Raw genomic sequence first — 19,800 nt, forward strand, 5'->3', positions numbered from 1 at the left:
CCTCTAACTTTATAGTAATATAGAGGACAGTTACTTGCAAGAGTAATGAGGGGCGCATGTTTTTTTATTAAGTTAAAAAGAATTATTATTATAAAGTATTTTTAAAATAAAGACTATTAGGGTCCTTTTTCAATATGTTAAGATATTTGCGCAATAGCGCGGTTGATTAGAGTGTAAATAATTACATCTAACGATCAACAATTTAAGGTGATTATTGCGATAGGGCTCACCTCTTACCATTCCGAACAGAGAAGTTAAGCCTATTAGCGCCGATGGTACTGCATTTGTGGGAGAGTAGGTCGTCGCCTTTTTTAAAACTAAATCCTCAACATTTATTTGTTGAGGATTTTTTTTGTTTATATACTTTTGGGAAACTGCCCTGAATTATAATACACAGATGGTTTTGTAATGATCTACTTCGTTTATCTACTTTTCAAAAAATCAAAATTTACAATATTCCTTTAAATGGCGTTCGAGCGGAGCCGAGAACAAAACCAATCATATATTTATGGTTTATTCATTTTTCAACTTCTTTTCGATAGTGCTTGTAAACACATTGTTAAATATCTTTTAAAGGTGTTCGAGCGGCCTCGAGAACAAAATTACTATAAAATGAAAACTACGAATATTAATAACCTACGTTTCGTTTCTGCGTATTATCTTACCACCATTATCAATCTTCAATTTTAGATATTCCAAATAGAGTTCAAATTGTTACTTAGTACATCTTGAGACCTCATTATTGTATAATTAATAGCGACTTTATCATATTTTCATATGACTAAAAATCTGGGCGTGGTAAGTTGTAATAAATGTATTGTACTCCTCAAGGTTTAATGTTCTTGGAAATGATAATATATGCAACCGAACAGCTTCAGTAGATTCCTGTAATGCCGGTTGTGTATAGTTATAATCGTTTATTTTAAAACCGAGCTTGTTGTAAAACTGTATACGTTTTATTTGTATATCTGTAATTGGTGGCTCGACTTCAAGTATAATAGGATTTGTACCTGCAGGACTTATTACATCTTTCATTATTTCACTTCCCAGTCCTTTATTTTGTCTATTAGGACTAATCGCAATATGCTCTATATATTGTAATGTCTTAAAATCCCACCAAAATAGTATCCCTACAAATAGATCATCTTTAAGTACAATGTCGAAATGATAGTTCTTTAATCCCAGAGCGTGACGTTGTCCTTCTATATGTCGTCTTTCGTTCTCTGGAAACAACGTTTCATATAAATTCCAAGCTTTGAGAAAATCAATGTGTTCTGTTGATGTTATTCGCTTATATGTAAGCATAAATTTAAATGGTTTTATACATCATATAATGTTTACCTATCTTTGGTATATCGAAGGAGTCTCCGCTAACCTTAAATCCGTTTCTTTCATAAAATCGTACCGCTATTTCTCGGGCGTTTAACCAAATCAATTTCCCCTGTTTTTCGTTTACTAACGATTCTCCAGCTTGTATTAATAGATCTCCATATTTTAAACCTTGGTATTGTTCTAAGATAGCCATTCCACGGAGTTGGTATTGTCTTCTTTCTTGAAGATCGTCGTTAATTGTTTTCATAAAGGTAACCACGCCTATTAAATCGGATTTATAGTATAATCCTAAATGAAATGTATCTTTATGTGTATCGTTATTAAATTCGCAATCTTCAATAGGTCGGCCTGGTCTTAGCACAGGTAATCGTACTTTATAAGTGTCTTGTGCTTCTATTTGTTTTATAGTTAGATTTCTAAGGTTTTTTTGTAATGGCATTGTATGTTTATTGTTTTAATAAATGTATTTAGGCTACTGTGCAAAAATTCTACTGTTTATAATAAAGCTTATTTGTTATTTTAAACGGTATGTTAATTAGAGTTAATTCTTCTATTAAATATAATCTTTAGGTTTGAGATATTAGATTGATAATTTAAACTTATTTATTTTTGCATCTCATTTTTTTAAACCTAAGAAAAAATAATGGCTAACGAAATAAATTATCGTCGACTTCAAAAAGACGAATTACCTCAAATCATTCCATTAATGCAGAAATTCACGGACAATAAGCATTCAGATGCCTTATTATTTGAACGTTTTTCTGAAATGTTCGAACAGAATTACGAGTGCATTGGGGTATTTAATAATCAAGAGCTAATAGGAATTTGCGGATTATGGTTCTGTACTAGACATTATAGTGGTCGTAGTGTGGAAGTCGATCACGTTTATATTGATGCCGATTATAGAAGTAAAGGCATTGGTAAACAGTTTTTTAAATGGATTTACGATTATGCTAAAGGTAAAGGTTATGAGGCAGTGGAGCTAAATACTTACGTTCAAAACTTTCCATCTCATAAGTTTTACTACAATGAAGGCTTCAATATATTAGGATATCATTTTTTAAAAAAAATATAAACTTTACTTGGATACTATTATTTAATATCTGTATATTTGCACCCGGTAATGCGAGAGTAGCTCAGTTGGTAGAGCGTCAGCCTTCCAAGCTGAATGTCGCCGGTTCGAACCCGGTCTCTCGCTCAAAAGAGCTTCATAGAAATATGAAGCTCTTTTTTTTTATTTCAACCCTTGTAATTCACTTCCTGTTTCTATCTCGTAAGGCGCTTGGTTATGTTTAAATATTCTAGCCGATAAATTGCCTTTTAGAATAATAGAATTATCGTTTACGTGTAACCAACTTCCTTCTCTTAATCCAATAACGGGTTGTGTATTATAAGACAAAAATTCTTTAATTCGGGTTTCACGAGTTTCACCCATATGTTCGCTGTCGCTAATTGGATCTAGATAGTGCGGATTGATATTGAAGGGCACTAAACCTAATGTTTTAAAACTTGGAGGATACACTATAGGCATGTCGTTAGTTGTATTCATAGTTAAACCACAAATATTACTTCCTGCACTAGTTCCTAAATATGGTGTTCCATTATTAACAGCGTCTACTAAGGGTTGCATAGCATTTATTCTATAAAGCTGACTGACTAATACAAATGTATTTCCTCCACCTACAAAAATGGCTTCTGCTTCCGCTATGGCCTTGGCCGTGTTCTTAAAAGTATGTATCCCTTCAACCTTAATATTAATTTTAGAAAAAGCATCCTTCGCTTTATTTGTATAGTCGTCATGAGAAATACCACCTGGTCTAGCATACGGCACAAATAATACGGTATTTACATTCTTAAAGTGAGATTGTAACTCTTCTAATATATAGTCTAAATAGCCACTACCATAGATTGTAGAGGTACTGGCAATAATCATATTTTTCATCGTCGATAATTTATCGTAAATTTAAGTAATAGATGGTTTTAACAAAAATTTAAATGCCACTAATAAATTCTATAGCCGATAAGTCCTTAACTTTATTTAAAATTGATTTATGAAAAAATTATTACTATTTCTTATATGCTTATCTTCTATAGGTTCTTTAACGGCCCAAACTATAAATCGTGTGGAAGTTCTAGGACGAATTGTAGTGGCCGACACCGACGATATTGAGGGAATTACAATTTATAATACAACTACAAATGTAGGTACGGTGAGTGATGCCAAAGGGGAATTTAAAATTAATGTGGGATTACTGGATATTATTGAAATATCTGCTCTGCAATTCGAAACTATTACCGTTAAAATAGATTTAGAAATTTTAGAATCTAAGCAACTTACTGTGTTTTTGGTAGAACATATTAATCGTTTAAACGAAGTGGTTATTATGCCTTACGGACTAACAGGTGTATTATCTAAAGATTTAGGAAAGTTTAAAACCTTTAAGCCAGATTTGGAAAGCATTAACTTTGGAATAGATGATATTGGCGCTTATGAATTTGCAGATGATTATCATTCTGAAGCAGATATGTCATTATTAAATCAAGGTGAGTTTTACAACGGATTAAATATGGTAGCTATTGCGAATACCTTTTTGAAGCCATTATTTAAAAAGAAAGACAATAAAAATGAGAAAATAGTAAAAGAAACTGAAGCAAATTTAGGGCTTCGTGGTATATATTCTTTTTCATTTATTTCCGAAAATTTTGGAATTCCTAACGATCAGGTCGAGGAATTTATTAATCATGTAGATCGTAATATAGATTCAAGATTACTAGAACCAGGTCAAGAAATGCAATTGATAGAATATCTTTCTAAAGAAAGTAAAGTGTTTTTATCTAAATAGGATGTTTAGAGTTAAATGTCTTCTTCCTGGGATTCTTTTTATTGTTTTAAATAGCTTAAGTGTACAGGCACAAATGGTACCTATAGAAGGTATAGTTAGTGGGGCAGTCGATTTAGAGAATATTCATGTAATAAATAAAACATCGAAAACCTTTACAATTACCTCGCAGACTGGACATTTTAAAATTCTTGTAAAATTAAATGATACTTTGGTGTTTTCCTCAATTCAGTATGCAGATCTAAGTGTTATTGTTGATGCGTCGGTGATAGCAAACAAAGCGATAATAGTTAATTTGGAAGAGTTTGTAAATACATTAGATGAAGTTGTAGTAGGGAAAATACTCACAGGAAACTTAATGCTAGATGTAGGGAACTCTACAGCAGAAACCGAAATTAATTTTTACGATGTCGGCATTCCTGGTTATACAGGAAGACGAAAAACCCAAACAGAGCGACGCTTACAAGAAGCCACAACTGGAGGCGGTGTAGTTGGGTTAAATCCTATTATTAATGGCTTAAGTGGCAGAACAAAAATGCTGAAAAATCATGTGAAATTAGAACGTAACGATGCGCTTATTAATGAAATTAGACAACGGCTTTCTGCAGATTTCTTTATCGAACATCCTTTAGAAGAATATAAACATATGGACTTTTGGTACTTCTGCTCGGACGATCCTTATTTTGAAAAACGTTGTAAAGGGAAAAAAGATATTGTCGTTTTGTCGTTTCTAAAAGCAAAATACAATCAGTATCTATTGAATTCAAAATCACCTTCAAATTAAATATGAAAACACACTTCATATTATATTTCTTCATAGGAAGTGTGGCTATAGTTAAAGCTCAAAATCTTAAAACGATTACTGGTACAATTACTGCGGAAGATGATCTTGAAAATATTCATATTATTAATAAATCGTCTAAGCGTTTCACGGTTTCAAATGCAAAAGGCGCATATTCTATTGAAGCCAAACTTAACGATACCATTGTGTTTTCGAGCCTTCAGTATAAAACCAAAGAAGTGGTAATTAATGCTCCTATTCTTATTAATAACACTCTAAATATTTCCCTTTTAGAAGCTATTAATACGTTGGAAGAAGTTGTTGTAGGAACAATTTTAACAGGTAACTTAATGTTAGATATTGGCAGTTCTAAGGCAAAGCGGAATATAAATTTTTACGATGTTGGTATTCCAGGCTATAAAGGAAAAAGAAAAACCAAAGCCGAACGCGATTTAAGTGGTGCAGGAGGAGAATTTAAACCCATAATGTTATTAGGATTATTAGGAGGTTCGCTTCCTGTAGATCCTATAATAAATGGTATCACAGGCAGGACAAAGAAACTTAAAAAACGTATAGCACTTGAAAGAAATAACCAACTCAGGTACGATATAAGACAACGACTTTCAGAAGATTTCTTCCGTGAACACCCATTAAGTGAATTGAAACAGATGGATTTCTGGTACTTCTGTTCAGACGATCCTAATTTTGAAGCGCGATGCAAGGATAAGCGTGATATAGAAATTCTGGCGTATTTAAACGAAAAATATATGCAGTATAACAAGAACCTAAAATCAGAATAAAGATTATCCTTGTCAGCACATGGGTAATTTAATTACATTTACAGCTTAAATTATAAAGATGAAACCCCTTAATTATTATTTCTTAATTTTTTTAGTGCCTTTATTGGCCTTTACTACTATTCATAAATATTACGTAAGTATTACCGAAGTCCAATACGTTAAAGAAAAACAATCTGTACAGATAATAACGCGAATCTTTATAGACGATTTGGAAAATTTAATGCGTAAGCGTTACGAAGACTCTATTAGTCTAGGCGGTAAGAATGAATCGGATAAAGTCGATTATTATTTGGAGAAATATCTAAAATCTAAAATTCAAATTCAAATTAACGGTAAAGAGACTGTATTAAAATTTATTGGCAAAGAATACGATAACGACATTGCAATTTGTTATATAGAAATTCCTAAAGTAGCATCAATATCAGAATTTGAGATTTCGAATACCGTTTTAAATGACCTATTTGAAGAGCAACAAAATGTAGTCCGATTAGAGATAAGTGGTAAGAAAAAAAGTTTTATTCTTACAGGATCGAATGATAAAGGATTGTTAAAATTAGATTAAACTTCTGTTTACAGTATAAAAGTGTTATTTTTCCGGCAAAAATCACCAAACAATTCTTATGAAAAGACTAAAGTACCTAATTCTTTCTGCTGTTTTTATTTCAGCAAGCGTTATGGCGCAAGATCAAAAAACACCTGAACGCAAAGCAGGTCACACTAATAATAACAAGTTTAAACAGCTTTACGAGGAGTTTTCAACTCCTAATATGTTTAGAACGGGATCGGGAGCTCCAGGCCCAGCTTACTATCAGCAACAAGCCGATTATAAGATGGACATCACGCTAGACGACAAAAACGCAAAAATTACAGGTTCTGAGGTTATTACCTATACCAATAATTCTCCAGACGAGTTAAGTTATTTATGGGTACAATTAGATCAAAACATGCGTGCCAAAGATTCTAAAACACCTTTAATTGAAGGTGGAGGCGTTGCCGCAGCATCGCAACCAGCAAGTTTTGTAAAAGATTACATGGCAGAACCTTTTGATGGCGGATTTAATATTGAAGCTGTAAAAGATACGCAAGGAAAAGATTTAGCGCACATGATTAATAGAACCATGATGCGTATAGAATTACCAAAACCATTAAAATCTGGAGAGAAATATTCGTTTTCAATTAAATGGTGGTACAATATCAATAATCACGTAGAAGGTCGTGGGCGTTCAGGATACGAGTATTTTCCAGAAGACGGAAACAGAGCGTATGTTATCGCTCAATTCTATCCAAGAATGGCTGTTTACAATGATGTAGAAGGATGGCAAAACTCTCAGTTCTGGGGACGTGACGAATTCGCATTGCCTTTCGGAGATTTTGAAGTAAATATTACAGTTCCTGCAGATCATATATTAGATGGTACTGGAGAATTAGTAAATAGAAAAGAGGTATACTCTAAAGAGATGCTAAAGCGTTATGAAAAAGCGAGAAAATCGTTTGACGAGCCTGTTGTTATTGTAACACAAGAGGAAGCAGAAGCTGCAGAGAAAAAATTTAGTACAGATACAAAAACATGGAAATTACATGCTAAAAATGTACGTGACTTTGGTTTTGCAACCTCAAGACGTTTTATTTGGGATATGATGGCTGTAGAAATTGGTGGAAAAACCATTATGGCTGTTTCTATGTATCCTAAAGAAGGAAACCCATTATGGGAACAATGGAGTACAAAAGCTGTTGCGAGTACGTTAAAGTCGTATTCAAGAATGACTTTCGATTACCCTTACCTTAAAGCGATTTCTGTACACGCAAAAAATCAAGGAATGGAATATCCTATGATTTGTTGGAACTACGGACGTCCAGATAAAGATGGTAAATATTCAGATAGAGTTAAATTTGGAATGATCAGTGTTATAATTCACGAGGTAGGACACAACTTTTTTCCAATGATTGTAAACAGTGACGAACGTCAATGGACGTGGATGGACGAAGGTTTAAATACGTTTACACAGTATGTTGCAGAGAAAGATTTTGGCGAAGCTTATCCAAGTGCATTATCTTCAGGACAAACAGAATATCCGTCTAGAAGAGGTCCTGCTGCTAAAATAGTACCTTACATGGGAGGCGATCAAGATTATATTGCTCCAATTATGACAAAAGGATTAAACACGTATCAGTTTGGAAATAATGCATACGGGAAACCAGCTACGGCCTTAAATATTTTAAGAGAAACCATCATGGGACGTGAATTATTCGATTATTCTTACAAAGAATACGCGCGTCGTTGGATGTTTAAACACCCGACACCAGAAGATTTCTTTAGAACTATGGAAGATGCATCTGCAGTAGATTTAGATTGGTTCTGGAGAGGTTGGTTCTATACTACAGACTATGTAGACATAGGAGTTAAAGATGTGAAAAAATATTATGTATCGTCAGAAATTAATGAAGCGACTAAAGAACAAGCAAAGCGTTACGGAATGGAAGTTAGCGATTTACCAGCTTTAGTATATATGGTAGAAGAAGGTAGCGAAGAGTTTAAGGAATCTCTTAAAGGAGGGAAGACTACTGAAAACTCTACAACATTAAAAGAATATATAATGGACAATTTTACACCAGATGAGCGTAGAAAACTAAAAGAGCCAAAGTATTTCTATAATGTTACATTCGAAAAACCAGGTGGATTAGTAATGCCAATTATTGTAGAATATAGCTATGCAGATGGTACGTCTAAAACAGAAACATATCCAGCACAAATATGGAGATTAAACGATAAAGAAGTGAGTAAAGCAATTGCTTCAGATAAAGAAATAGTTGGAATAACTGTAGATCCAGATCTTGAAACCGCAGATGTAGATACATCAAATAATTCTTGGCCAAGAGAAACCAAACCAAGTGAATTTGAGGCTTTTAAATCTAAGTCTAAAGATTAATTAAAACATTATGTTAAAGCCAACTTTTTTAAGTTGGCTTTTTTTTATTTTTGTAACCAAACACTTAGTATATTTACATCGTGATACAACATTCTACATTCTTATTTATCAGTGGTACAGAAATAATGTTTATATTATTTATTGTAGTCATGGTTTTCGGTGCCGATAAGGTACCCGATATTGCACGTGGTTTAGGTAAGGGCATGAAAGAAATTAAAAATGCCACTAACGATATTAAATCTGAGATCACAAAAACTGCCGATAGAAGTGGGATTGATACCTCTGTTACCAAAGATGTTCAAGACCAATTAAAGCAGGTAAAAGACGATTTAGAAGACTTTACAGGTTCTGTGCGTCGCAAGATGTAATTACTTTTTTCTACTAATCGTTAAACCGTCGCGAACAGATAGTAAAACAGTTTCTATTCTAGAATCTTCCTTTAAAAGCGTATTGTATTCTAAAACAGCCTTTGTCGATAAATCTTTCGGATTTAAAGGTTCAATCACTTTTCCACTCCAAAGCACATTATCAGATAAAATAACGCCACCAGGCCTAAGTTTGTCCACTATTAAATTAAAATAATTTGGATAATTCTCCTTGTCAGCATCAATAAATACCAAATCAAATACAGGTTCTAAGCTCGGAATTATATCTATGGCACTCCCTAAATGCTGATGAATTTGTGTTCCGTATTCCGAAGCATCAAAATACTTTCGCTGAAAATCGAACAGTTCTTCATTCACATCTATAGTATGTAATGTGCCCTCTTGTTGTAAACCTTCGGCCAAACACAATGCAGAATATCCGGTGTAGGTTCCTATTTCTAAAATATGCGTTGGTCTTATTAATTTAGAAATCATACTTAAAATACGTCCCTGATAATGCCCACTAAGCATACGGGGTTGCAATATTTTCTGATAGGTTTCTCTTGTAAGTTGCTTTAGTAACTTTGGCTCGTCTTCCGTGTGTTTCACTACGTAATCGTCCAATTCTTGAGGTATAAAATGCATGTTCTTAAATTCTAATATTACTTTTTTAAGTATTGTTTTGGGTGTTACTTTTAATTATTCGAAAAGAGAATAATTAAAAGTCGGGCTTTACGTTATATCTTTTTTAATTAGAAAAAAATTAAAAAAGGATGCCACTTCAATCCCTAACACTAAATTACTATTGTTTTACAAATTGGAGGATGCCTTAACAAAATTACTCTTCTTTAAAATTATGCATCATCACCTGCTTTCCTTTTCTTAAGAATAAATCTAAAACCTCGTTTGGAAACTTAGACATATCTATTCCCACATAAATTTGGTACGCAGGTTTTAAACCCTTTTTTCGTTCCTTGAATATAGTGCGTTCATACCAAACTATAGGCGATGAATCTGTAACCGTAGTTAAATCTTGCTTAGTAATTTCTTTTCTAGGATATGTTTTAGAAATATAAACCGATTCAATATTTAAATACGTTCGGTCAATAACTTGGTCATTAGCTAAACTGGGATCCACTCGCTCTGGTTGTCCGTAATGAATCCAATTCACAACTTGTTCTATGGTTTGGAGTTCATTAATTTTAGCATTTGTATAGTTTCTAACTTGTAATTGCGCTTGTGCGTGTAGGCTAATAAAAAGAATAAGTGTACTTATAAAATATTTCATGTTATAAACTTTTAGTACGTCCGCCATCAACCGGCAAATTAATACCATTAATATAACCGGCTTGTTCACTTGCTAAAAAAGCTACGGCATTTGCAATGTCTTCGGGAGCCGCAAATCGATTTGCAGGAATGTTTTGTTTTAAATCTTCGGCCACATCATCTTCTGTTTTGCCTGAGTTCTCGGCTGTGTTTTTAAGAATGTCAAATAAGCGATCTGTTGCTGTTGCTCCAGGAAGCACGTTATTTACGGTAATACCAAATTTAGCAACCTCATTAGACCATGTTTTGCTCCAATTGGCCACAGCACCTCGAGTGGTATTACTCACCCCAAGACCATCTAAAGGTTGTTTTACAGATGTAGAAATAATATTTATAATACGACCAAAGGTAGCCTCTTTCATAAAAGGAACAACAGTTTGAGCTAGCAACTGATTGCATTTTAAATGTTGAGTAAATGCAAGCTCAAATTCATCTAATGTTGCCGTGGAGATTGGCCCTGCAGCAGGACCTCCCGTATTATTTATTAAAATATGAAAACCGTGATGTGTCCTTATAAATTCGTCTAGTTTAGTTTTTAAATCTGTTGGATTCGAAAAATCTGCTACGATATAAGTATGGCGTTCAGGATTTGGTAATTCTGAACAGACTTGTTTTAGCTTCTCTTCGTTTCTTGCAACTAAAGTTAGTGTTGCACCTTCTTCTGCTAAAAGAAAAGCCGTAGCTTTTCCAATACCAGCTGTGCTACCACAAACCAAAGCATTTTTATTTTTCAAGTTGAAATTCATAAGATATAGAAGTCAATTTTAAAATGTTTATCTAGAGTACAAAAATAAGGATTATAATACGCTAGCGATTAAAAGGAGGAAGAGATTAACATATAACAAACAAAAACGCTTCAGTTGTATTTACAACTGAAGCGTTCATCATATATATAGACGCGTATCGCGGAATGGTTATACTTTATATACGTTTAGAGCACCTCGTTTAGATGTTAATGCTTAAACTATTTTCGATTTTTATTGATTTTCCTTTAATAATTTAGGAAATTTCTTTTTGAAAGTGTTTGTTCTAGGTACAGAAACGTTTTGGATATAGCCGTTATTTGGATGGTGTTTCTTGTAATCTTGATGATAATCCTCAGCAATCCAGAATTTCTGAAATGGAAGGACTTCTGCAGCAACTTTCTGATTTAAAGATTTTTCTAAAAGTGCTTTTTTCTTCATTATAATCTGCTTTTGCACATCATTTTGAAAAAATATAATAGAGCGGTATTGCGAACCATGATCTGGTCCTTGTCCGTTAACCTGTGTTGGATCTTGTGAACCATAATAAACATCTACCAGTGTTGCAAAATCTATAATAGTAGGATCGTAAATGACTTCTACCGCTTCTGCATGACCGGTTCTTCCGGTGTTGCTGGCTTCGTAAGTGGGATTTTTAGTGTGTCCGCCCGAATAGCCAGAAATGACTTCTTTTACACCAACAACACTTTCGTAAATAGATTCTACACACCAAAAGCATCCGCTTGCAAAATAAGCACGAGCTTCATGCTCGGTAGACGCAATCTCTACTGGTTCTGCATTTTTAATGGCTTCTTGTTTAGAATTAGTTTGAGCTTCGTTTTTACAACTAAAAGCGAATATCGTAATTAGTGTAAGTATGGATAATTTTATAGATTTCATGTGTTATTTTTTTTAGTCAGTCGGATATTTAGTGTAAACCTTAATTAGATAAATGTAAAAAAGTCTAACTGTAAAGCTAGACTTTTAAATTTACTATAATGTTTATCCTATTTTGTACCGATAAGGCGTCTTGAAATTATAATTTTCTGAATTTCGGATGTGCCTTCATAAATCTGCGTTATTTTGGCGTCTCGCATTAAGCGCTCTACATGGTAATCTTTTACAAAGCCATTACCACCATGTACTTGTACGGCCTCTACAGTGGTGTCCATAGCAACTTGAGAAGCGTATAGTTTTGCCATCGCACCGGAAACGGTGTAGTCCATATTTTGATCTTTTTCCCAAGCCGCTTTCATGCATAAATGACGTGCTGCCTCAATTTGAGTTGCCATATCTACCAGTTTAAAAGCAATGGCTTGATGATTACAAATGGCCGTGCCAAAAGTTTTACGTTCTTGAGAATACTTTAAAGCTAATTCGTAAGCACCAGAAGCAATACCCAAGGCTTGTGCAGCAATACCTATTCGTCCGCCAGCAAGTGTTTTCATGGCAAATTTAAATCCGAAACCATCTGGTCCAATTCTGTTTTCCTTCGGCACTTTTACATCGTTAAATTGTAAAGAGTGGGTATCACTACCTCGAATTCCTAATTTATCTTCTTTAGGACCAATATCAAATCCATCCCAATTTTTTTCAACAATAAAAGCATTAATACCTTTATGTTCTTTTTCTATATGTGTTTGTGCAATAACCAAATAGAAGTCGGCTGTACTTCCATTAGTAATCCAGTTTTTAGTACCGTTTAAAAGATAATAATCGTCGTGTTCTATGGCGGTTGTTTTTTGAGAAGTGGCATCACTACCAGCTTCCGGCTCGCTTAAACAGAAGGCCCCTAACGATTCGCCGGTTGCTAATTTTGTTAGATATTTCTGTTTTTGTTCTTCGTTTCCAAAGTGCTCTAAACCCCAGCACACTAAAGAATTGTTAACAGACATAACTACAGAGGCAGAGGCGTCTATTTTAGAAATCTCTTCCATAGCTAAAATGTAAGAAATCGTGTCTAAACCACTTCCTCCATATTTTGGGTCGACCATCATACCTAAAAAGCCAAGTTCGCCCATCTTTTTAATTTGTTGTTTAGGGAATTCTTGTTTATTATCGCGTTCTATTACTCCTGGTAATAATTCTGTTCGTGCAAAATCACGAGCAGCATCACGAATCATAATGTGTTCTTCGGTAAGGTTAAAATCCATAATTTGTAAAATTAATTGTTGATTTATTAAAAGACCTTCTCAAATATATATTATTATTGGCGAATACGTAAAAAATGACATTAAATTTTTGAGATATGGTAAAAAATAATTTTAATATAATTGGGGTCATGTCTGGTACGTCTTTAGACGGAGTCGATATTATTTATGCGAGCTTTAAATATTCTAATCATTGGGAATATAACATCATAGAATCTGAAACAATAGCGTATAGCTCGGATTGGTTAGCTGTGTTAAGTTCGTTGGTTAGTCAGTCTAAAACGGAGTTAAGAGCAATAGATGAAAGCTATACCACGCTTTTAGCGCATTTAATATTACAATTTATAGAGAAATATAATATAAAACATATTGATGCTGTATGTTCTCATGGGCATACCGCGCAACACGATCCAGATCACGGCTATACCTATCAGATAGGGAATTTGCCAATATTAGCCGAAATTTTACAGCTAGATGTGGTTTGCGATTTTCGTGTTCAAGATGTCGAACTTGGAGGACAAGGCGCGCCTTTAGTACCTATAGGAGACGCCTTATTATTTCCAGATTTCGATTTTTGTTTAAATCTAGGTGGATTCACAAATGTATCTACAGAAATTAAAGGCGAACGTATTGCTTTCGATGTTTGCCCCATGAATATTGTATTAAATCATTACACTAAGCAAATTGGGTTCGATTATGACGATGGCGGAAAATTAGCTTCTACAGGACTGGTACATGCAGATCTACTTCACGAATTAAACGCGTTACCTTTTTATAAAGCCGATTATCCAAAATCATTAGGGCTAGAATGGGTTGTGGCTCATGTTTTTCCTTTAATAGACAGTAAGAACCTAGATGTTCATGATGTATTAAGAACTTTTGTAGAACATATCGCTATTCAAATTGCTAAAATATTACCGGTAACAAAATCGGTATCATTATTAATAACTGGTGGTGGTGCGTTTAATTCTTTTTTAATAGAACGTTTAAAAGCACTTACAACATGCGAAATTACGATTCCTGATCAATTGGTTATAGAATATAAGGAGGCACTAATTTTTGGATTACTAGGAATATTAAAATTACGAGGTGAGATTAATTGTTTAAAATGTGTTACCGGAGCAAGTAAAGATCACTCTACGGGCGTTATTTATTTACATTCAAAATCCATTTAAAATTCGGTTTTCAGGAGATTTTAGTCTTTTGAAACGCGATAAGCAGAGCTAAAACAGTCTGTACCGCCTGTTTTGGATCCTTAAATTATGTTAAATATTTAGGATTTACAATCGGTTTTAGTGCGCTTAGCTTGATTCTTCTGTTAAAAAATTAATTCTCAATTTACTTATTTTATAATGTTGTGGAAGATTCAATAAAATTGATATTTTTGTTAGAGTATAGAAAACAATCATAGTAAAAAAAGAACCGTGTGTTTAATATACTTAAGTAGAAACTTAAACGTTAATAACTCATCTAGTAAACTATTAAATAACTTATGTTAAACGCCCTTATTCAAAATCCTACAGAAGGAGTTGAAGTATTAACAGATACAGAACCTGTTAAGAAAACACTTTCAATAATCGAGTTAATCAGCAGCGGGGGAGTCGCTGGACAATTTATTATTGGTCTCCTTTTTATTCTATTAATTGTTGCACTTTATATTTATTTTGAACGCTTATTTGCTATAAAGGCGGCGTCGCAGATAGATCGGAATTTTATGAATGAAATTAAAGATCATGTAACCAATGGTAAGATAGATTCTGCTCAGACGTTATGTGCACAACAAAATACACCGGTTTCTCGATTAATAGGTAAAGGAATTTCTAGGATAGGAAAACCTTTGGAAGATATAAATACGGCTATAGAAAATGCGGGTCGTCTTGAAGTCTATGGTTTAGAAAAGAATGTAAGTGTTTTGGCAACAATATCAGGAGCCGCACCTATGATTGGATTCTTAGGTACGGTAATAGGGATGATTCTTTCAATTTTTGAAATCGCAAATTCTGGCGGACAAATAGATATTAAACTTTTAGCAGATGGTCTTTATACAGCAATGACCACAACAGTTGCTGGTTTAGTCGTGGGAATTGTAGCTTATATTACTTACAATCATTTGGTGGTTAGAACAGATAAAGTGGTATATCAAATGGAATCTAATTCATTAGAATTTTTAGATCACTTAAACGAGCCAATTTAATATGAATATTAGAGGACGAAATAAAGTAACGCCAGAATTCAATATGTCGTCTATGACAGATATTGTATTCTTGCTACTTATCTTTTTTATGTTGGCATCGACTTTGGTTACTACAAATGCTATAGATGTTTTGCTACCTAAAGCCAGTGGTAAAACAGAAAATAAACAAACCATAGCCGTTAGTATTAAAAAAGATTTAACGTATTACATCGATCAAAAACGAGTTGGAGAAAGTGTTTTAGAACATGAAATTATAAATGCTTTAGCTAATGAAGATAAACCTACTATTGTGTTGCGTGCAGAGCAATCTGTCCCTGTAGAACATGTGGTAAAGGTGATGGATATTGCAAATAGAAATAAATTTAAAGTGATTTTGGCAGTACGTCCAAATGATTAATATGAAATATTTAGAAACAAAACATGAACGCAATTCTGCAACAATTACACTATTAATTAGTGTGATTCTTTTGTTGTTAATGTTTGTTATGGGGCCACCTTACATGGATCCGCCTGAAGAATATGGCGTAGCAATAAATTTTGGAACTACAGATTTTGGTAGCGGAAACGTGCAGCCAAACGAACCCATTAAATCGGAACCGGTTAATGTAAATAAAGTACCTGAAGACGTTACAGAGCCTGAGCCTGTAAAACCACTTCCTGCTGAAGCATCTCAAGTTAAAGAAAATGTACTGACCGAGGATAATGCCGAGGCTGTAGCCATTAAAAAGCAAAAGGAAGCAGATGCTAAAGCAAAAAAAGATGCTGAAAATAAAGCAAAGGCAATCGCCGATGCAAAAGTAAAAGCGGAAGCAGAACGTGTGGCTAAAGAGCAACGCGAAAAAGAAGAGAAGAAAAAGAAATTAGACGCTCTAATTGGAGGTGTAAGTAAATCCGACGGTACTGCAAAAGGTAGTGAAGGGAATGATAATAAAGTAGGCGATAAAGGACAATTAGATGGCGACCCGTATGCTCCGAGTTATTTTGGAGGAGCTGGATCTGGAAGCGGTGGTGTTGGTTACGGTTTAAATGGTAGAGGTAAAGCTAACTTTAAAATCGTTAAACAAGATTGTAATGAATCTGGATTGGTAGTTGTCGAAATAGAAGTAAATAAACTAGGCGAGGTTATAAAAGCTGTTCCAGGTGTAAAAGGAACTAAAAATAATAGTCCCTGTTTGCTCGAACCCGCTCGAAAAATCGCCATGTCTCACAGATGGAATCCAGACCCAAATGCACCAGCAAGACAAGTTGGATTTGTAAGTATAGATTTTAGTTTAGGTCAATAAATTATGACATATCAAGAAACCGTACAGTGGATGTTTTCTCAACTTCCCATGTATCAGCGTCAAGGCCAATCGGCGTTTAAGAAAGATCTTAGTAATACCATAGCGCTAGCAAATCATTTAAATCATCCAGAACATCATTTTAAATCTATTCATGTTGCGGGTACGAATGGAAAAGGCTCTACGAGTCATATGTTAGCATCCATTCTTCAAGAGGCTGGATATAAGGTCGGGTTATACACCTCGCCGCACTTAAAAGATTTCCGTGAACGTATTCGTATTAACGGTGCCGAAATTTCGGAAACATTTGTAACGGATTTTATAGCTTCTAATGAAGCGTTTTTAGCAGCACAAAAGCTTTCATTCTTTGAAATGACTGTGGGTATGGCTTTCGATTATTTTAAAGAAGAACAAGTCGATATCGCTGTTATTGAAGTCGGATTGGGAGGTCGATTAGACTCTACTAATATTATTACCCCCGAAGTTTCTGTAATTACAAATATTGGGTTAGATCATACTCAGTTTTTAGGCACAACTTTACCTGAAATAGCTTCAGAAAAAGGAGGCATTATTAAGACTAAAATTCCCGTTGTAATAGGGGAGACTCAGGAAGACACAAAAGCTGTTTTTCTTAAGATTGCTCAATCGCAAGAATCTAAGATTGTGTTTGCAGATCAAAATATTTCTAAGACTTATCCAAGCGATTTAATAGGCACCTATCAGGAAAAGAATATAAAAACAGTATTGCAAACGGTAGAAGAGATGCGACTGCTAGGTTATGCTATTTCTGAAGCGCAAGTAAAAAAAGGCTTGTTAAACGTTATTAAAAATACGGGATTACAAGGACGCTGGCAAGTATTACAAGAACAGCCTAAAGTGGTTTGCGATACGGGACATAATAAAGAAGGCCTTCAAGAAGTAATGAAACAATTGCAATTAGAATCTTTTGAAGTATTACATATGGTTTTTGGGGTAGTAAGCGACAAGGATGTGTCCACGATTTTACCATTATTACCAAAACAGGCCATATACTATTTTTGTAAACCAGATGTGCCAAGAGGAATGCCTGCAAAAGATTTACAAGCCAGTTTTGTAGCGTCTGGGTTTAAAGGCGATGTTTATAATTCTGTAAATGAAGCATATAAAAGCGCACTTCTACATGCTAAATCAGACGATTTTATTTATGTTGGCGGGAGTACTTTTGTCGTTGCAGAAATAATTTGAAAAAAAATAAAAAAAAGTTTTTGTAGTATCAAAAACAGGTGTATATTTGCACACCTAATAATTAGGGCGCATAGCTCAGTTGGTTCAGAGCACTTGGTTTACACCCAAGGGGTCGGGGGTTCGAATCCCTCTGCGCCCACAACAGCTTCTCGACGTGAGAAGTTTTTTTGTGATTTTTTAGCTTAGTAAAAAATCAAATTGGTATTGAAACACCTAATTCTAATATTAGGGCGCATAGCTCAGTTGGTTCAGAGCACTTGGTTTACACCCAAGGGGTCGGGGGTTCGAATCCCTCTGCGCCCACAACAGCTTCTCGACGTGAGAAGTTTTTTTGTGATTTTTTAGCTTAGTAAAAAATCAAATTGGTATTGAAACACCTAATTATAATATTAGGGCGCATAGCTCAGTTGGTTCAGAGCACTTGGTTTACACCCAAGGGGTCGGGGGTTCGAATCCCTCTGCGCCCACAAGCAAATAAAAAAGCTTCTCAATTTTTGAGAAGCTTTTTTATTTCTAATTATAGTGTTTCGCTTAGATTAAATCTAGGATGCGTTCTAATTTCATCCCGCGAGAGGCTTTTATAAGAATAGTAGACTGTTCTAGGTCGTATGGGTTTAAAGATGCTTTAAAAGCCTCAAAAGTATTGAAAGCTTGTATTTTCTTTGATGTTATTGTGGTTGTATTAAATAATGCTCCAATAACAATTAACTTATCTATGTTTAAGTTAATGGCTAAATCGATAATGTTTTGATGCTCTTGTTTAGCGGTTTCTCCCAACTCAAACATATCACCAATAATAGCAATTTTGTTAGCATCTTTTATTAAATGAAAACTCTCTAGAGCAGCTTTCATACTGGTAGGATTTGCATTATACGCATCAAGAATTATTTTGGTCTTACCTTTTGTTATAATTTGAGACCTGTTATTTGATGGGGTATAGCTTTCAATAGCCTGTTTAATGTCGGTGTGAGACACTTCAAAATAAGAACCTATAGCAATAGCTGCAGAAATATTTGTAAAATTGTATGCGCCTATAAGCTGACTTTCAATTTGCATATTTTGGTAGCGACTAACTACAAAAGGATCTGCGGTTATAAGATCGATAATAGTTTTAGTTTGCGTAGTAAGATCGCCGAAGGAAACGGTTTTAATATCCGATGTTATTTCCAGTTGTTTGTCGTCTTTAGCGTTAATAAAAGCGAGGCCATGAGTAGATTTTAAAAAGGTATATAGTTCCGATTTTCCCTGAATAACGCCTTCAAGGCTTCCAAAACCTTCTAAATGGGCTTTACCGAAGTTTGTAATGTATCCAAAATTAGGCTTTGCTATAGCGCAAAGCGTTTCGATTTCTTTAAGGTGATTTGCGCCCATTTCAACTATACCAATTTCGGTTTTGTCGTTCATAGAAAGTAACGTTAAGGGCACTCCAATATGGTTATTTAAATTACCTATAGTTGCTGTGGTAGAGTATTTCTGAGAAAGGACCACATTAATAAGCTCTTTGGTTGTGGTTTTCCCATTACTTCCGGTAAGCGCAATAATGGGAATGTTTAAATAATCGCGATGAAAAGAAGCTAAATGTTGTAGCGTTTCTAGTACATCGTCAACCAAGTAAGTTTGTCCTGGAATGTGGTATTCAGAATCGTCTATTATGGCGTATTTAGCACCGTTATTCAATGCGGTTTTAGCAAAAGTATTCCCGTTAAAATTATCGCCTGTTAAAGCAAAGAAAAGGTCGTTTTTCTTTACTAATCGGGTGTCTGTGCATATTGCATTACACTCTAAAAACAGGGTGTGTAAATCTGATGTTTTCATAATATAAAAGTATAAAAAAAGTC

The 19,800-nt window shown here is 34.4% G+C and carries 21 protein-coding genes, 4 tRNA genes and 1 rRNA gene; 17 read left to right on the plus strand and 9 right to left on the minus strand.

Features of this window, described 5'->3' with window-relative positions; all coding sequences use genetic code 11:
- The first annotated feature begins 203 nt into the window (after positions 1-203).
- Positions 204-311: ribosomal RNA gene (rrf, locus tag AC0UBM_RS16485) — 5S ribosomal RNA — on the plus strand.
- 454 nt (positions 312-765) lie between these two features.
- On the opposite strand, the gene AC0UBM_RS16490 is transcribed toward rrf, so the two are convergent.
- Both AC0UBM_RS16490 and AC0UBM_RS16495 read right to left on the minus strand, forming a co-directional pair.
- Positions 766-1,305, minus strand: coding sequence for a GNAT family N-acetyltransferase (locus tag AC0UBM_RS16490; RefSeq protein WP_475689374.1), 540 nt, complete (start codon positions 1,303-1,305; stop codon positions 766-768).
- 4 nt (positions 1,306-1,309) lie between these two features.
- Entirely contained in the window at positions 1,310-1,771 is a 462-nt protein-coding gene (locus AC0UBM_RS16495) for a GNAT family N-acetyltransferase (RefSeq protein WP_475689375.1), read from the minus strand.
- A 204-nt stretch (positions 1,772-1,975) separates the two neighbouring features.
- Here AC0UBM_RS16495 and AC0UBM_RS16500 point away from each other — a divergent pair, with 204 nt between their 5' ends.
- Both AC0UBM_RS16500 and AC0UBM_RS16505 read left to right on the plus strand, forming a co-directional pair.
- Complete coding sequence (locus tag AC0UBM_RS16500; protein WP_414035145.1) at positions 1,976-2,407, plus strand: GNAT family N-acetyltransferase; 432 nt, start codon at positions 1,976-1,978, stop codon at positions 2,405-2,407.
- Positions 2,408-2,457: 50 nt separating this feature from the next.
- A tRNA-Gly gene (locus AC0UBM_RS16505) sits at positions 2,458-2,530 on the plus strand.
- Between the two features lie 36 nt (positions 2,531-2,566).
- Here the strand turns inward: AC0UBM_RS16505 and pepE are convergent.
- On the minus strand, positions 2,567-3,274 hold the full coding sequence (gene pepE / locus AC0UBM_RS16510; RefSeq protein WP_475689376.1) for a dipeptidase PepE: 708 nt from the start codon (positions 3,272-3,274) through the stop codon (positions 2,567-2,569).
- Positions 3,275-3,383: 109 nt separating this feature from the next.
- Between pepE and AC0UBM_RS16515 the strand changes: the two genes are divergently transcribed.
- From AC0UBM_RS16515 to AC0UBM_RS16540, 6 genes are all read left to right on the plus strand, one after another.
- Positions 3,384-4,175, plus strand: coding sequence for a carboxypeptidase-like regulatory domain-containing protein (locus AC0UBM_RS16515; RefSeq protein ID WP_414035147.1), 792 nt, complete (start codon positions 3,384-3,386; stop codon positions 4,173-4,175).
- Between the two features lies 1 nt (position 4,176).
- Positions 4,177-4,956 carry a hypothetical protein gene (locus AC0UBM_RS16520; protein ID WP_475689377.1) on the plus strand — a complete coding sequence of 260 codons (780 nt, stop codon included), beginning with the start codon at positions 4,177-4,179 and terminating at the stop codon, positions 4,954-4,956.
- A 2-nt stretch (positions 4,957-4,958) separates the two neighbouring features.
- On the plus strand, positions 4,959-5,753 hold the full coding sequence (locus AC0UBM_RS16525; RefSeq protein WP_475689378.1) for a carboxypeptidase-like regulatory domain-containing protein: 795 nt from the start codon (positions 4,959-4,961) through the stop codon (positions 5,751-5,753).
- A gap of 58 nt (positions 5,754-5,811) precedes the next feature.
- Positions 5,812-6,315 carry a DUF6702 family protein gene (locus AC0UBM_RS16530; protein ID WP_414035150.1) on the plus strand — a complete coding sequence of 168 codons (504 nt, stop codon included), beginning with the start codon at positions 5,812-5,814 and terminating at the stop codon, positions 6,313-6,315.
- A 58-nt stretch (positions 6,316-6,373) separates the two neighbouring features.
- Positions 6,374-8,680, plus strand: a complete 2,307-nt coding sequence (locus tag AC0UBM_RS16535) for a M1 family metallopeptidase (protein WP_414035151.1) — start codon at positions 6,374-6,376, stop codon at positions 8,678-8,680.
- Positions 8,681-8,760: 80 nt separating this feature from the next.
- Positions 8,761-9,048 (plus strand): Sec-independent protein translocase subunit TatA/TatB, encoded by a 288-nt coding sequence (locus AC0UBM_RS16540; protein WP_414035152.1) that lies wholly within the window; start codon positions 8,761-8,763, stop codon positions 9,046-9,048.
- On the opposite strand, the gene AC0UBM_RS16545 is transcribed toward AC0UBM_RS16540, so the two are convergent.
- The 5 genes from AC0UBM_RS16545 to AC0UBM_RS16565 form a co-directional block, all read right to left on the minus strand.
- Positions 9,049-9,690, minus strand: a complete 642-nt coding sequence (locus tag AC0UBM_RS16545) for an O-methyltransferase (RefSeq protein ID WP_434036846.1) — start codon at positions 9,688-9,690, stop codon at positions 9,049-9,051. It lies immediately after the preceding gene.
- A 193-nt stretch (positions 9,691-9,883) separates the two neighbouring features.
- On the minus strand, positions 9,884-10,333 hold the full coding sequence (locus tag AC0UBM_RS16550; RefSeq protein ID WP_414035154.1) for a hypothetical protein: 450 nt from the start codon (positions 10,331-10,333) through the stop codon (positions 9,884-9,886).
- Between the two features lies 1 nt (position 10,334).
- Positions 10,335-11,117 carry an SDR family oxidoreductase gene (locus AC0UBM_RS16555; protein WP_475689379.1) on the minus strand — a complete coding sequence of 261 codons (783 nt, stop codon included), beginning with the start codon at positions 11,115-11,117 and terminating at the stop codon, positions 10,335-10,337.
- A 231-nt stretch (positions 11,118-11,348) separates the two neighbouring features.
- Positions 11,349-12,014, minus strand: coding sequence for a peptide-methionine (S)-S-oxide reductase MsrA (gene msrA, locus AC0UBM_RS16560; protein ID WP_475689380.1), 666 nt, complete (start codon positions 12,012-12,014; stop codon positions 11,349-11,351).
- A gap of 107 nt (positions 12,015-12,121) precedes the next feature.
- On the minus strand, positions 12,122-13,267 hold the full coding sequence (locus AC0UBM_RS16565) for an acyl-CoA dehydrogenase family protein (protein ID WP_475689381.1): 1,146 nt from the start codon (positions 13,265-13,267) through the stop codon (positions 12,122-12,124).
- A gap of 95 nt (positions 13,268-13,362) precedes the next feature.
- Here AC0UBM_RS16565 and AC0UBM_RS16570 point away from each other — a divergent pair, with 95 nt between their 5' ends.
- The 8 genes from AC0UBM_RS16570 to AC0UBM_RS16605 all read left to right on the plus strand — a co-directional run bounded on the left by AC0UBM_RS16570 (position 13,363) and on the right by AC0UBM_RS16605 (position 18,429).
- Positions 13,363-14,439: an anhydro-N-acetylmuramic acid kinase gene (locus AC0UBM_RS16570; protein ID WP_475689382.1), complete on the plus strand. Its 1,077-nt coding sequence runs from the start codon at positions 13,363-13,365 to the stop codon at positions 14,437-14,439.
- 317 nt (positions 14,440-14,756) lie between these two features.
- On the plus strand, positions 14,757-15,458 hold the full coding sequence (locus AC0UBM_RS16575; RefSeq protein WP_414035159.1) for a MotA/TolQ/ExbB proton channel family protein: 702 nt from the start codon (positions 14,757-14,759) through the stop codon (positions 15,456-15,458).
- A 1-nt stretch (position 15,459) separates the two neighbouring features.
- Positions 15,460-15,855, plus strand: coding sequence for an ExbD/TolR family protein (locus tag AC0UBM_RS16580; protein ID WP_382384801.1), 396 nt, complete (start codon positions 15,460-15,462; stop codon positions 15,853-15,855).
- 1 nt (position 15,856) lies between these two features.
- Entirely contained in the window at positions 15,857-16,741 is an 885-nt protein-coding gene (locus AC0UBM_RS16585) for a cell envelope integrity TolA family protein (protein ID WP_434036841.1), read from the plus strand.
- Positions 16,742-16,744: 3 nt separating this feature from the next.
- Positions 16,745-17,962 (plus strand): bifunctional folylpolyglutamate synthase/dihydrofolate synthase, encoded by a 1,218-nt coding sequence (locus tag AC0UBM_RS16590; protein ID WP_475689383.1) that lies wholly within the window; start codon positions 16,745-16,747, stop codon positions 17,960-17,962.
- Positions 17,963-18,026: 64 nt separating this feature from the next.
- Positions 18,027-18,101: transfer RNA gene (locus tag AC0UBM_RS16595), tRNA-Val, on the plus strand.
- Positions 18,102-18,190: 89 nt separating this feature from the next.
- Positions 18,191-18,265: transfer RNA gene (locus tag AC0UBM_RS16600), tRNA-Val, on the plus strand.
- An 89-nt stretch (positions 18,266-18,354) separates the two neighbouring features.
- Positions 18,355-18,429, plus strand: a tRNA-Val gene (locus tag AC0UBM_RS16605).
- Between the two features lie 64 nt (positions 18,430-18,493).
- Here the strand turns inward: AC0UBM_RS16605 and AC0UBM_RS16610 are convergent.
- Positions 18,494-19,777 carry a UDP-N-acetylmuramoyl-tripeptide--D-alanyl-D-alanine ligase gene (locus tag AC0UBM_RS16610; RefSeq protein WP_475689384.1) on the minus strand — a complete coding sequence of 428 codons (1,284 nt, stop codon included), beginning with the start codon at positions 19,775-19,777 and terminating at the stop codon, positions 18,494-18,496.
- Positions 19,778-19,800 lie beyond the last annotated feature (23 nt).

This window comes from Formosa sp. F44 (assembly GCF_056238645.1).